This window comes from Ruegeria sp. R14_0, from assembly GCF_017743975.1.
In the GTDB taxonomy this organism is placed as follows: domain Bacteria; phylum Pseudomonadota; class Alphaproteobacteria; order Rhodobacterales; family Rhodobacteraceae; genus Ruegeria.
The window spans coordinates 28,198-41,950 of record NZ_JAGHRC010000005.1; the positions used below are offsets into that span (position 1 = coordinate 28,198).

Here is a 13,753-nt window from a genome sequence, read left to right on the forward strand (position 1 = left end):
ACGATATGAACAAACCCGTGAACATCAAAGAACTGGAGGTTGGCTTCGACATCCCCGCCGCTATCGGCATGGACGAAAGCCAGATCCAGACCCCCTGCCTGATCCTCGACCTGGATGCGCTGGAGCGGAACATCAAGAAAATGGGCGACTACGCCAAAGCGCATGGCATGCGCCACCGGGTGCACGGCAAGATGCACAAGTCGGTCGACGTGGCCAAGCTGCAGGAAAAACTGGGCGGCGCGGTCGGTGTCTGCTGCCAAAAAGTGTCCGAGGCTGAGGTTTTCGCGCGCGGCGGCATCAAAGATATACTCGTGTCCAACCAGGTGCGTGATCCGGTCAAAATCGACCGGCTGGCGCAATTGCCCAACTACGGTGCCCGCACCATCGTTTGCGTCGACGACATCGACAATGTCGCTGACCTGTCGGCAGCTGCTGTTAAGCATGGCACAGAAGTTGAGGTCTTTGTCGAAATCGACTGCGGCGCTGGACGCTGCGGGGTGACCACGACCGCAGCAGTCGTTGAAATCGCCAAGGCCGTCAACGCCGCGACCAACCTGAAATTCACCGGCATTCAAGCGTACCAAGGCGCGATGCAGCACCTCGACACTTTTGCAGCACGCAAGGAAAAGCTGGATACAGCTATCGCAATGGTCAAGAACGCAGTTGATGGCCTGAAGGCGGAAGGCATCGAATGCGAATTGGTCTCGGGCGGCGGAACCGGGTCGTATTATTTCGAAAGCAATTCGGGCGTCTATAACGAATTGCAGTGCGGATCGTATGCTTTCATGGACGCCGACTATGGCCGTATTCTTGACAAGGACGGCAAGCGTATCGATCAGGGCGAATGGGAAAACGCTCTGTTTATCCTGACGAGCGTCATGAGCCATGCCAAAGCCGACAAAGCCATCTGTGACGCAGGCCTCAAAGCGCAGTCGGTCGATAGCGGCCTGCCCTTCATATACGGGCGCGACGATGTCGAGTACCTCAAATGTTCGGACGAGCATGGCGTCATCGGCGACCCGGACGGTGTTCTGAAGGTCAACGACAAACTGAGGCTAGTGCCCGGCCATTGTGACCCGACCTGCAACGTCCATGATTGGTACGTTGGCGTACGCGGCGGCAAGGTCGAGGCACTCTGGCCCGTTTCAGCTCGCGGAAAGGCGTATTGATGAGGGATGCTATGACCACACAACAAGGCCTGCTGATCGTGGGCGAAGACCTGTGCGAACAACTTGTCGGTCGCCAACAGGCCTTTGAGGCCATCCAATCCGTCTTTGGCGCGATGGCCAGCGGCGGCGGCCGGAACTTTCCGGTCGTACGTGAGGCGCTGGGCTATGCCGACGCGCTTTACGGCTTTAAATCTGGCTTTGATCGGGATGGTCAGGTGCTTGGGGTGAAGTCCGGCGGCTATTGGCCGGGCAACGCAGCACAAGGTCTGACCAATCACCAGTCCACGGTGTTTCTGTTCGACCCCGATACGGGCCGGTTGTCCGCTCTGGTGGGCGGAAACTATCTGACCGCCCTGCGGACGGCGGCCTCGTCTGCGGTGTCCATCGCGCACCTAGCCCGGAAGGACGCGAAAGTGTTGGGCATGGTTGGCGCAGGGCATCAATCCACCTTCCAACTGCGCGCAGCCGCCGAACAGCGCGACTTCGAGAAGGTTGTCGCCTGGAACCCACACCCCGACATGCTGCCGCGCCTGGCGACGGTGGCTGAGGAGATTGGTCTGGAGTTTGAGGCCGTCAGCCAGCAGGAACTGGGTGCCCAGGCGGATGTCATCATCACGATCACGTCGGCCTTTGAGCCGCTGTTGATGAAAGACTGGATCAAACCGGGCACGCATCTGGCCTGCATGGGCACAGACACCAAAGGCAAGATGGAGGTCGACCCCGATTTGGTCGCAGCCACGACCGTCTTCACCGACGAGATCGCCCAATCCGTTACCATCGGTGAGACGCAACACGCCGTGGCATCAGGCGCATTGACCGAAACCGCCATCACGCCCATCGGCGCGGTGATCAACGGTGACCACCCCGGACGCCGCAACGCCGACGAAATCACCTTGTTCGACGGTACCGGCGTCGGTCTGCAGGATTTGGCCGTCGCCTCGGTTGCCGCGCGACGCGCCGCCGAAACGGGCAAAGCCCAGCGCGCCTCGCTCTGAGCCTCAAAAAGACGCGCGCCGACAGTTTCCCAGCGGCGCGCCTATCTTCATCTTTTCAAAAATACTCTCGCCGAAGGCTCTGACGCGCAGCGTCAGATCGCAATCTCAGCCCCGGATCACCTTGGCGAACTGGTCAAAGATCGGCTCGTTCGAGCAAATCACTTCGCCATCTTCCAGTACACTGCCTTCGGGGTTCAGCGCCTGAACAAACCCGCCCGCTTCCTTGACGATGATAATCCCCGCTGCCAGATCCCAAGCATTCAGGCGGCGTTCCCAGAACCCTTCATAGCGGCCAGCGGCCACGTAAGCCATGTCCAGAGCAGCCGCGCCCCAGCGGCGCACACCGGCGCAGGCGGGCATCAGACGGGCCAGATCCTGCAACGTCGCAGGCAGGTCTGAACGACCGCCAAAAGGCAGGCCGGTCGAGAAAACAGATTCGATCATGCGATGACGGCTGGAAACGCGGATACGGGTGTCGTTCATCCACGCGCCCTCGCCCTTTTCGGCAAAGAACATCTCATCCTTGGCGGCGTCATAGATCACGCCCGCGACGATCTTGCCCTTGTGCTCCAAGGCAATCGAGATGGCCCAGTGCGGTAGGCCGTGCAGGAAGTTCGTGGTGCCGTCCAGCGGGTCCACGATCCAGCGACGGGTCGGGTCTTCGCCGTCAATGGCGCCACCCTCTTCGGCTAGCCAACCATAGGTCGGACGCGCGCCCAGCAGTTCCTCTTTCAGGATTGCCTCAGCAGCAATGTCAGCTTTGGACACAAAGTCGCCCGCACCCTTCATCGACACCTGTAGGTTCTCGACTTCACGAAAATCCTTGACCAAAGAACGCCCCGCTTTGCGCGCGGCTTTGATCATGATGTTGAGGTTTGCACTGCCAACCATTGTTCAAAGGCTCCTGTCCGGTCAAACCGCGCGTATACTGATGCAGAGCGTCCTTGCCAAGAGGAATGATGCGCATAGCTGACCCGCGTTTTTCGCCTAGTGTTCCTGCAGCTTGCGCGCCTCGGTTCCGGCCAGTTGGATCAGCTCTTGCACAAAGGGTTTTTCAAGGTCCTCGGTCCGCACCGCCGCGTACAGCCTGCGGGTGATCCCGTCCTTGGTCAGCGGACGGGTAACATAGTCCGAGTTGTATTTGACCTCACGCACAACCCAGTCGGGCAGAACTGACACGCCGCGGTTCGATGCCACCAGCAGCAGGATCACCGCCGTCAGTTCGACTTGCCGGATCGCCGCCGGTTCGACCCGCGCCGGAATCAAGAGCTGACTGAAAATGTCCAAACGTGTGCGTTCGACTGGGTATGTAATCAGGGTTTGGCCCCGGAAATCTTCAGCCTCGATGAACTCTTTCTGCGCCAGTGGGTGCGATGAGGCCGCGACGAACACGGCGTCATAATCAAAAAGCTTGATAAACTCGATCCCCGGCAAGTCTTCGGGGTCGGACGAAACGACCAGATCAACCTCTTCCTTCTGCAAGGCAGGCAGGGCATCAAACGCCAGACCGGGCCGGATATCGACATCGACATCCCCCCAGGACTTCCGGAAGGATTCAAGCACGGGGAATAGCCATTCGAAACAGGCATGGCATTCGATAGCGATGTGCATTCGTCCCGTACGCCCATCGCGCAGAGACGAGAATTCCTGTTGTGTGGCCTCGACTTGCGGCAAAATCTGTTCGGCCAACCGCAACAGACGAAGCCCCGCCGCCGACAGCTTCATCGGTTTGGACCGGCGCAGAAACAGCTCGACACCTGCCTGATCCTCCAATCCCTTGATCTGATGACTCAGCGCGGATTGGGTGATGTTCAATTGATCCGCCGCACGGGCCAGACCACCGCATTCATGGATCGCCTTAATTGTGCGCAAGTGACGGAATTCGATGTGCATTGAAGTATGACTCATGTTGTTCTTGAGTATTATGAGTTTGTTTCACAAGAGCCGAGGTGGCACAAGGTCTGAGACGCAAATTAATGAGGCCGAGATGACCAAGCCAGAAATTTCATTCGAGTTCTTTCCGCCAAAGACCCTCGAAGCCTCATTCCGACTTTGGGATACGGTTCAAACCCTGGCTCCGCTGGATCCACGCTTTGTTTCGGTGACCTATGGCGCAGGCGGCACAACGCGGGAACTGACGCGCGACGCGGTTGCGACGCTGCACAAGTCTTCTGGCCTGCCGGTTGCAGCGCATTTGACCTGCGTCGATGCCTCACGCCAGGAAACGCTGGAAATCGCAGATGCATTTGCCCGCGCCGGAGTTCAGGACATTGTGGCCTTGCGCGGCGATCCGCCAAAGGGCCACGACCATTTCGCGCCACATCCAGAAGGGTTTGCCAACTCTGTCGAACTGATTGAAGCGCTTGCGGAAACCGAGATGTTCAGCATCCGCGTCGGTGCCTATCCAGATGTGCATCCCGAAGCCCCCAATGCACGGTCCGACGTTGATTGGCTCAAGGCCAAACTGGATGCGGGCGCGGATGAAGCCTTGACCCAGTTTTTCTTTGAGGCCGAGACATTTTTCCGGTTCCGCGACGCCTGTGAAAAGGCTGGTATCGACAAGCCCATCGTGCCGGGCATTTTGCCGATCGAGAACTGGAAAGGGGCCAGGAACTTCGCCAAACGTTGTGGCACGCATATCCCCGACTGGGTTGAAAACGCATTTGAGAAGGCACTTCGTGACGATCGCGAAGATCTGCTGGCGACTGCCCTGTGCACAGAGCTTTGCTCGGATCTGATCGACGGCGGTGTAGACAAGCTGCACTTCTACACGTTGAATCGCCCCGAACTGACGCGCGACGTGTGTTTTGCCCTTGGCATCACACCCAAAGCCGAACTGCAAAATGTGGCCTGAATAGGTCAGAGGCGCCATTGCCACATGCGCGCCTCAACCCAAGGAACAATCAGAACACCCAGCTGAGATTGTTCGCGTAGCCACTTCAATTTCGTAAGAAAATTGACAAAACTGTCACTCTGTTCAAACTCACTTTGTAACGGTTTTTTTGTAATGAGTTGTTTTGGGTATGGAATCTGCAGAAAAGATCAAAGCCCGCACAGAGGCGCTGCATGCCTTGGGGTTGGATCAAAGCGCCAGCTCAGATGATATTCGCAATGCTTGGCGGCACATAGCGTTTCATGGGCATCCCGATCAGGCGCATGGCGACTGTTCCGGGTTCACACGCGCCAAAGAGGCGTACGACCTATTGCGCAAGGAAGGGTTTGCCAACAAAGGAAGCACTACAGGCAAACCGCGACGCCCAAAGCTGCGCCGTCGCATCATCACCTTAGAGACATCCGATATCGATGCCTGCCGTGCCCTGCTAAACACCGCCTTGCCCGACCGATCGGGCGACGAGGACATCTCGGACGCAGAGTTGATGTGCAAGTCCGACCACGTCCCGGATGCAGTCGGGTTTTTTGGGCGCCACCTGACGTTCTTTGTGCCGACCCCGGTCCATCAGGGACCAAACCGCGTTGCGTTGCCCACATCGGTTTTGGCGGGATCACGTCGGACAGAAACCGAAGTTCTGAACTTTCAATCCAACGATTCCGGGTCGGGTGAGGTCGTCGTGCCAGACAACATCACTGCGCGAAAATTTCCCGGAGCCAAAAGCGTTCGGATCAGGTTCGACGCCGATCAACAGATCCGCGATGAGTTCTGGTTAGCCCATTAACGCAAAAAGCCCGGCTGGAATGAGCCGGGCTTTGGCTTGGTGAGCGGCCACTTAGTTCGTGATCGGGCCTTCCGAGGTGAATTTCGGGATGACGCTGGTTGATGCGCCATCGCTTTCAATTCCCGGCCAGTTGCCTTCGGCAAGGTTGATGTTGCCCGGTACGTCTTCTTCCCAGAAGCCAACAACAACGTCAGTAATATTCAGATACAGCTTGTCATCGACGATACGCCACAGGTTCGGGTTTGCCGGAACCTTGCCACCTTTCGACACGCCATAGGCACAATGCCCGTCATATTGCGGCGCGTAATAGGCCGGGTTTTCCAGGAATTTGTCGCGGTTTTCTTCGGTCGAAAATGCCCAGGTGGCACCGTTGTATTCCGCAGTGATATCCGCGCGTCCACGTACAGCTTCGGGCTGAGACTGACCAACCGCGACTTGGTCCAGACTGCGGTAGGCGACGACGTCGTAGCCGGATACGGCGAAACCGGTGCCGTCCACATATTGATCGCCAGCAAAGGCTGGTGCGGCAAGGGTCAGTGCCGCAGCTACTGTCAGGGCAAAACGTTTCATGGTGGTACGTCCTTGTGTCCTCGGGGTGGATTATCTGCCCGAACGAGCGGGTCTGGACATACAATAAGTGATTCAGATCGGTTGCGTAGTCCCCCTCGCGGCGCTGTGACGTCGAATGAGAAAACGTGAGAGATTAAGTGAGGATTGTTACAAAACAGCCGCCGCGTTGGGGGTTGGACTCGGTGCCTTGCAACATTAGCTGTTGTGACGGACGGACAATTCACACGCACTCTGCACAGAAAGGCAAGAAATGAGCGAGCAACCGACCTATACGCCCCCAAAGGTCTGGACATGGGACAGCCAAAGCGGCGGCCAATTCGCCAACATCAACCGCCCCATTGCCGGTGCCACCCACGACAAGGATCTGCCGGTTGGGCGTCATCCCATGCAGCTGTATTCGTTGGCCACGCCGAACGGCGTAAAGGTCACCGTGATGTTGGAAGAGCTGCTGGCACTGGGCCACGAAGGTGCTGAATACAATGCGTGGCTGATCAATATCGGCGAAGGCGATCAGTTCAGCTCGGGCTTTGTCGAGGCAAACCCAAACTCAAAAATCCCTGCCCTTTGGGACCGCTCGGGCGACGAGCCGTTACGCGTGTTCGAGAGCGCTTCAATCCTGTTTCACCTGGCCGAAAGATTTGGTGAGTTCCTGCCCAAATCCGGCCCCGAGCGCACCGAGGTCATGAATTGGGTTTTCTGGCAGATGGGCAGCGCGCCGTATCTGGGTGGCGGGTTTGGCCATTTCTACGCCTATGCACCCGAGAAATGGGAATACCCGATCAACCGCTTTGCGATGGAGACCAAACGTCAGTTGGACGTTCTGGACCGCGAACTGGCCGACAAGACCTATATTGCGGGCGAAGACTATACCATCGCCGACATGGCGATCTGGCCCTGGTATGGCCAGTTGGTTCTGGGTCGCCTCTATAGCGCTGCTGAATTCCTGGACGTCGAGTCGTACAAGAACGTCATGCGGTGGGCCAAGGCCATCGACGCCCGCCCAGCCGTACAACGCGGCCGCATGGTCAATCGCCCCTTCGGTGAGTTGCACACGCAGCTGCACGAGCGTCACGAAGCCAGCGATTTTGAAACCCGCACGCAGGACAAACTGGAAGCTGCTGCAGAATAAAACCAAAGCCCCGCACGCCATTTGGTGGCGGGGCTTTTTCCTATTTCAGAATGGGCGGCTTTTCCGGGTCGCTGCCCGGTATTGTCTGGGTCACCACGCGCGCCTCGGGCTGTGGCAAATCGAACCGCAAGCCAACCCGCGCCAGGGCGGCTGCCACCTGATCATGCGCGCGAAAAAACCCGACATCCATGGCCCCTGCTTCGATCCCGGAAAACGTCAGCGCTTCGGATGCGGCTTTGGCCAAAGCGGGTTCTGCGCCGTCGACCGCACCGATGAACCCCAGCAGGTGGCCGGCACCGCCGCCCTTGGTTTTTGTACCAACCAGATAGGCAGCCTCGGCCAAGCCAACAGCTGTGGCAAGCTTCGTGTCCAGCGCGCTCAGCAAATCATCGGGCAGACCTGCGGGGGGCAGGAACTCTTCCAATTGTTGCTGAACCTCTTCTGGGCCGTGCTGCAGGGTTTCCGCCAACCAGCCCAGCGCTTCGGCCGGGATCAACATCGAGGACGGTGCCACCTCTAGGTTCAACCCCAGTCCGATCCCCTGCCCGGCCAGCATCGCGGACAATACGCGACCCGAAAGCGCCACATAAGGAACCGGGCGCTCGGCAAACCGCGCCAGCCGATCCTCGCGATCAAACGCCAGCACAAAACGACCATCCGCAACGTCGAACAATTCGGGTGAGATATTCTCGTCCTTAGCCTCTTCGGTCAGCATCAGGAACAGTTCGCTGTCGGCCAGCCGTTCAAAGAACCGCAAACGCGCTGCATCATCTTGGGGATCAGTGGACATCGCAGCGTGGGCGATGTCCAGAGCCGTGGCTTCAGTCATTCAGAACCTCTTGCACCCGCGCGCGCAAAACCGGCAGAAGCTCGGTCTGGAACCACGGGTTTTTCTTCAACCATGCCGTATTGCGCCATGACGGATGAGGCAAGGCAAAGACGCGCGGCGCATGGTCTCGCCAGTTGCGCACCGTCTCGGTGACGGAACCGCGAGACTTCAAGTGATATTTGTGAGCATGTCCCCCGACCAGTATCGTCAGAGGCACCTCACCCAGCGTCTGCATAACCCTGTCATGCCACGTTTGCCCGCAGACCGGCGGCGGTGGCAAATCCGCATTTCTCGCGTTATAGCCCGGGAAACAAAAAGCCATTGGGACGATGGAAACCCGCGACCTGTCGTAGAACATGGCCTTGTCTATCCCAAGCCAGTCCCGCAGCCGATCACCGGACGGATCGGTGAATGGCTGCCCCGAGTCGTGCACCCGCGCACCCGGGGCCTGCCCTGCTATCAGAACCGGCGTCCCGGCGCGAAACCAAACCACAGGGCGGGGCTGGTGCGCCGTGCGCGTTGCCGCGAACCGGTCCGCGCAGATGCGGCATGAGGCAATCTCTTTCTCAAGCGAATTCATCAGATGGCAAGGTTTCCTGCATCAAACTGGTTGACGGTCACAATGAAAGATAGTCAACGCGGTGCGTGGGTCCAACAGATGGAAAAGTCACAATGCCAAGAGCACGCCTTTGGATACATTGATCATTGCCGTCAAAATTCGACATAATGTGGCCCATATAAAAGGGTAGAAATGTCCGTCGGCCACCGGCACGACCGGACAAATGAAAAGGTACAAGCAGCAGGCTTCGAATGCTTGAGTTTGAGAATGTCAGTAAGTCCTTCTGGACCGGGACGCGCCGCAAGGTGATCCTGGACAATGTCTCGTTCCGGGTCGAACTGGGGCGATCGGTTGGCATTCTGGCGCCAAACGGCACCGGAAAAACCACGCTGATCAACATGATGGCGGGGCTGGAAAAGCCCGACGAAGGCGTGATCCGAAAATCTTGTCGGGTTTCCTTTCCGATGGGGTTTTCCGGTGGTGTGGCCACCAAACTGTCGGCTTTGGAGAACTCGCGCTACGTTGCCAATATCTATGGGATGGACCCCGATTACGTCGAAGCCTACTGCAAGTGGCTCTGTAATTTGGGTGAATATTTCGACCAGCCGCTGGCCACCTATTCCAGCGGTATGAGGGGGCGCTTTACCTTCGCTCTCATGCTGGCGCTGGATTTCGATATGTACCTGATCGACGAAGGCATGCCTGCATCCACGGATGTGGATTTCAACAAAAAGGCCGGGGATATCCTGCGAGAGAAACTGCGCACCACGACGCTTGTGATTGTGTCGCACAGCCCCTCGGTTTTGGAACAATTTGCACAAGAAGCGGCGGTTCTGATGGACGGTCAGCTTTATATGTTCGACACCTTGGAAGAGGCCAAGCACCTATATGACTACCAAACCCAAGGCTAGTATCTACAACTGGCGGCGCAAACGCCGTAGCGCGGGAACAGAAGAGGCCCGCGCTGATGCAATCTCGCGCATTCGCAAGGCAACGCAGCCAACCGAAGCAGCCAATGACCCGCAGCCGGGAACCGAAATCGACGCCATCAAGCGCGAGGGTCTGACCGGACGTCAATTGCGGATCGCCCGCCGGCTGGCCGAGAAAAACGGCCTGGCGGCGACCTCGGACTATGATGCCGTGCGACGGCTGCGCCAAAAAGGAATCGACCCCTTTCACCGCGCCAATTTGCTAAACCTCGCCGTGGACAAACCAGATTCGGATGATCAATCCAAGGGCAAGATCAGAATCCATTTGCCCCAAACCGTCACCGAAGGTCGCGAGTCCCTTCCCGGGCCCGAGATGTCCCCCGCGCAACGGCGCGAGCGGGAGATCGACGAAATACGCAAGGACATTGCGCGCCGCCGTCGCCGCAAATTGCTTGCCTTGTTTGCGCGCCTTGCAGTTTTCGTCTTCTTGCCGACGTTTATTGTGGGGCTTTATTTCTATCGCTACGCAACACCCATGTATGCCAGCGACTCGGCGTTCTCGATCTTGCAGGCCGATGGGGGTGGAGCTTCGTTTGGCGGCTTTCTGGCGGGCACCCAATATGCCACCGCCCAGGATTCGGTTGCTACGCAAGAGTTTCTGGAATCCAAGGACGCCCTGCTAAGGCTTGAACGCGACATGGGCTTTGCTGAAATCTTCAAGCAGGAGTGGATTGACCCGGTTCAGCGTCTTGCGCCAGACGCAACGCTGGAAGAGACATACAAGTTGTACAAGCGGATGATCGTCATCGGCTACGACCCAAGTGACGGTATCATACGAATGGAGGTCGCAGCACCGAACCCCGATATCGCGGTCGCTATCTCGAACCGTTTGCTGTCTTACGCCGAAGACCGGATCAACGGCTTGTCCGAGTTGAAACGCGAAGATCAAATGCGCGACGCTTTGTCAGGGTTTGAGATGGCGCAAAAAGAACGTCAGAAGGCACAAGAAGACTTGATTGAGCTTCAGCTCCAGGGGGCGCTTCTCGATCCTGAAAACGTAATTATCGGCCTGCGCTCCCGGATCAACGGGATCGAGACGCAGCTGCAAGAAAAGGAACTTCAGCTGGCCGCGCAACTGGACAACCTGCGTCCCAACCAGGCCAAAGTGGACGGTGCGCGCGCGGATATTTCAAGGTTGGAAGACGTTCTGGCTGAACTGAATGCGGAAATGCTGGATGTCTCGGCTGGCGAAAACTCGCTGGCACGGTTGAGTGTGCGTATTCAGATGGCACAGGCCGATTTGGCGGCCCGCGACATGTTGCTGCAAACAGCCATGCAGCAAATGGAAACCACGCGTACAGAAGCAAACCGAAAGGTGCGCTATCTGACCGTATCCGTTAACCCGGTTCCAAGTCAGGACCCGACATACCCGCGCAAGTTCGAAAATACGATTTTGGCATTTCTGTTGTTTGCTGGTATCTACCTGATGATCTCGCTTACCGCGTCGGTCCTTCGTGAACAGGTATCCTCGTAAGACACATGAAACATGTAAAAATCTCCGATCTCACGGTCGGCAATGATCTGCCGCTGACGATCATTGCCGGCCCCTGCCAGCTTGAAACTGCAGATCATGCGCAAATGATTGCAGGCAAAATGAAAGAGGCCTGCGATGCCGCTGGCGCGCAGTATGTCTTTAAAGCGTCCTACGACAAAGCGAACCGCACTTCTCTGTCGGGAAAGCGCGGTATGGGCATTGATGCAGGATTGAAGGTGCTGGATGGCATCCGTTCGGGGATGGGCATCCCGGTCCTGACGGACGTCCATACCGAGGCCCAATGTGCCATCGCGGCCGAGGCTGTGGATGTGTTGCAGATTCCGGCCTTTCTGTGCCGCCAAACCGACATGTTGCTGGCTGCTGGCAACACGGGCAAAGCCGTGAACGTAAAAAAAGGTCAGTTCCTGGCCCCCTGGGAAATGGGCAATATCGTTGACAAGGTGGAAAGCACCGGTAACCACAACATCCTGCTGACCGAACGCGGAACGTCCTTCGGCTACAACACGTTGGTGGCCGATATGCGCGGTCTGCCGCAGATGGCCAAGACGGGCTATCCGGTTGTGATGGATGCGACCCACTCGGTACAGCAGCCCGGCGGCAAGGGCGGATCTTCGGGCGGGCAGCGCGAGTTTGCGCCGGTTATGGCGCGCGCAGCGGTATCTTTGGGCATTGGTGCGGTGTTCATTGAAACCCATCAAGACCCGGACACGGCCCCGTCTGACGGGCCAAACATGATCCCTCTGGACCAGATGCCCAACTTGATTGACACATTGATGCGCTTTGATGCATTGGCCAAAGCAAATCCGATCCAGATTTAAGTAAGAGCAATAGTATGACCAAACCCATTCCCGAGGTGACACCAAACACCTGGAGTTTTTTGCGCGACCCGATGATTAAGCCGACCGGGTTTCGCGAATATGACGCCCGTTGGAAATACCCCGAAGAAATCAACCTGCCCGGCATGACTGCACTTGGCCTTGGGCTGGGCACCCAGATGCGCAAACGTGGGATCGAGCCGGTAATCGCGGTCGGAAACGACTATCGCGACTATTCCTTGGCGATCAAAAATGCACTGATTCTGGGTCTGATGCAGGCTGGTATTCAAGTCAAGGATATTGGTCCGGCACTCAGCCCCATGGCTTATTTTGCGCAGTTTCATCTGGATGTACCAGCCGTGGCCATGGTCACCGCCAGCCACAACCCGAACGGCTGGACCGGGGTTAAAATGGGTTTTGACCGTCCCCTGACCCACGGCCCGGATGAAATGTCGGAATTGCGCGACATTGTTCTGAACGGCGAAGGTGTCGCGCACGAAGGCGGCTCTTACGAGTTCGTGGACGGCGTGAAAGAGGCCTATATCGACGATCTGGTCGGCGATTTCAAAGTGTCCCGCCCGCTGAAAGTTGTCTGCGCAACCGGAAACGGCACGGCTTCGGCCTTTGCTCCGGAAATCTTCGAGCGCATGGGCGTTGAAGTCGTTCCCAGCCATAACCGCTTGGACTACACCTTCCCCCACTACAACCCTAACCCCGAAGCCATGGAAATGCTGCATGACATGGCCGACAGTGTGAAATCCAGCGGTGCCGATCTGGCACTTGGGTTTGACGGCGATGGTGATCGCTGCGGTGTTGTGGATGATGAGGGTGAAGAGATTTTTGCCGACAAGGTCGGCGTGATCATGGCCCGCGACCTTGCCAAACTGTACCCAAACTCGACATTCGTGGCCGACGTGAAATCGACCGGCCTGTTCGCCAGCGACCCCGAGTTGCAGGCGCATGGCGTGAAAGCGGATTACTGGAAAACCGGCCACAGCCACATGAAGCGCCGGGTCAAGGAAATCAACGCGCTGGCAGGTTTTGAGAAATCGGGGCACTACTTCCTGGCTGAACCTATCGGACGCGGCTATGACTGCGGCATGCGTGTCGCGGTTGAGATCTGCAAGCTGATGGACCGAAACCCGGACAAAAGCATGTCGGACCTGCGCAAGGCCCTGCCCAAAACCTGGTCGACACCGACCATGTCACCCTACGCGGCTGACACAGAAAAGTATGACATTCTGCAACGGCTGGTCGACAAGCTGGTCGCCAAGGCCGACGCCGGAGACACCTTTGCCGGTCGCGCGATCAAAGAAGTCGTTACAGTCAACGGCGCTCGGGTCATTCTGGACAATGGCAGCTGGGGTCTGGTGCGCGCGTCCTCGAACACGCCGAACCTTGTGGTGGTCTGCGAAAGCAGCGAAAGCGAAGATGAAATGCGCGCGATCTTTGCTGATATCGACGCGGTCATTCGCACCGAACCGGGTGTGGGCGACTACGATCAGACAATCTAAACATTCTGTCGTTTC

Annotated in this window: 14 protein-coding genes; 9 read left to right on the forward strand and 5 right to left on the reverse strand. The window is 57.6% G+C overall.

Annotated features, from left to right (window positions below; genetic code table 11):
* The first annotated feature begins 5 nt into the window (after positions 1-5).
* On the forward strand, positions 6-1,169 hold the full coding sequence (gene bhcC, locus J7416_RS14845) for a 3-hydroxy-D-aspartate aldolase BhcC (protein ID WP_209225876.1): 1,164 nt from the start codon (positions 6-8) through the stop codon (positions 1,167-1,169).
* Positions 1,170-1,180: 11 nt separating this feature from the next.
* Positions 1,181-2,164, forward strand: a complete 984-nt coding sequence (bhcD, locus tag J7416_RS14850) for an iminosuccinate reductase BhcD (RefSeq protein ID WP_209225878.1) — start codon at positions 1,181-1,183, stop codon at positions 2,162-2,164.
* Positions 2,165-2,269: 105 nt separating this feature from the next.
* Here the strand turns inward: bhcD and J7416_RS14855 are convergent, their stop codons facing one another.
* Together J7416_RS14855 and J7416_RS14860 are read right to left on the reverse strand one after the other, a co-directional pair.
* A complete protein-coding gene (locus J7416_RS14855) occupies positions 2,270-3,055 on the reverse strand; it encodes an inositol monophosphatase family protein (RefSeq protein WP_209225880.1) in 786 nt (261 codons plus the stop codon).
* A 96-nt stretch (positions 3,056-3,151) separates the two neighbouring features.
* The gene (locus J7416_RS14860) at positions 3,152-4,057 is read right to left on the reverse strand and encodes a LysR family transcriptional regulator (protein WP_209226249.1); all 906 of its coding nucleotides are present in this window, start codon (positions 4,055-4,057) and stop codon (positions 3,152-3,154) included.
* A 94-nt stretch (positions 4,058-4,151) separates the two neighbouring features.
* Between J7416_RS14860 and metF the strand changes: the two genes are divergently transcribed.
* Positions 4,152-5,018: a methylenetetrahydrofolate reductase [NAD(P)H] gene (gene metF / locus J7416_RS14865; protein ID WP_209225881.1), complete on the forward strand. Its 867-nt coding sequence runs from the start codon at positions 4,152-4,154 to the stop codon at positions 5,016-5,018.
* Positions 5,019-5,187: 169 nt separating this feature from the next.
* Positions 5,188-5,838, forward strand: coding sequence for a J domain-containing protein (locus tag J7416_RS14870; RefSeq protein WP_209225883.1), 651 nt, complete (start codon positions 5,188-5,190; stop codon positions 5,836-5,838).
* Positions 5,839-5,889: 51 nt separating this feature from the next.
* On the opposite strand, the gene J7416_RS14875 is transcribed toward J7416_RS14870, so the two are convergent.
* Positions 5,890-6,408 carry a YHS domain-containing (seleno)protein gene (locus J7416_RS14875; RefSeq protein WP_209225885.1) on the reverse strand — a complete coding sequence of 173 codons (519 nt, stop codon included), beginning with the start codon at positions 6,406-6,408 and terminating at the stop codon, positions 5,890-5,892.
* A 250-nt stretch (positions 6,409-6,658) separates the two neighbouring features.
* Here J7416_RS14875 and yghU point away from each other — a divergent pair, with 250 nt between their 5' ends.
* Complete coding sequence (gene yghU, locus J7416_RS14880) at positions 6,659-7,537, forward strand: glutathione-dependent disulfide-bond oxidoreductase (RefSeq protein ID WP_209225886.1); 879 nt, start codon at positions 6,659-6,661, stop codon at positions 7,535-7,537.
* Positions 7,538-7,577: 40 nt separating this feature from the next.
* On the opposite strand, the gene J7416_RS14885 is transcribed toward yghU, so the two are convergent.
* Both J7416_RS14885 and J7416_RS14890 read right to left on the reverse strand, forming a co-directional pair.
* A complete protein-coding gene (locus tag J7416_RS14885; RefSeq protein WP_209225888.1) occupies positions 7,578-8,366 on the reverse strand; it encodes an SseB family protein in 789 nt (262 codons plus the stop codon).
* Complete coding sequence (locus J7416_RS14890) at positions 8,359-8,946, reverse strand: uracil-DNA glycosylase family protein (protein ID WP_209225890.1); 588 nt, start codon at positions 8,944-8,946, stop codon at positions 8,359-8,361. Before J7416_RS14890 ends, J7416_RS14885 begins: the two co-directional genes overlap by 8 nt.
* 230 nt (positions 8,947-9,176) lie before the next feature.
* On the opposite strand from J7416_RS14890, the gene J7416_RS14895 reads away from it, so the two are divergent.
* The 4 genes from J7416_RS14895 to J7416_RS14910 are packed head-to-tail and all read left to right on the forward strand — an operon-like array spanning position 9,177 to position 13,738.
* The gene (locus tag J7416_RS14895; RefSeq protein ID WP_209225891.1) at positions 9,177-9,836 is read left to right on the forward strand and encodes an ATP-binding cassette domain-containing protein; all 660 of its coding nucleotides are present in this window, start codon (positions 9,177-9,179) and stop codon (positions 9,834-9,836) included.
* A complete protein-coding gene (locus J7416_RS14900) occupies positions 9,814-11,388 on the forward strand; it encodes a capsule biosynthesis protein (RefSeq protein ID WP_209225893.1) in 1,575 nt (524 codons plus the stop codon). The genes J7416_RS14895 and J7416_RS14900 overlap by 23 nt, the downstream gene beginning before the upstream one ends.
* Before the next feature lie 5 nt (positions 11,389-11,393).
* Positions 11,394-12,227, forward strand: a complete 834-nt coding sequence (kdsA, locus tag J7416_RS14905; RefSeq protein WP_209225895.1) for a 3-deoxy-8-phosphooctulonate synthase — start codon at positions 11,394-11,396, stop codon at positions 12,225-12,227.
* Positions 12,228-12,241: 14 nt separating this feature from the next.
* Positions 12,242-13,738: a phosphomannomutase/phosphoglucomutase gene (locus tag J7416_RS14910; protein WP_209225897.1), complete on the forward strand. Its 1,497-nt coding sequence runs from the start codon at positions 12,242-12,244 to the stop codon at positions 13,736-13,738.
* The last annotated feature ends 15 nt before the right edge of the window (positions 13,739-13,753 follow it).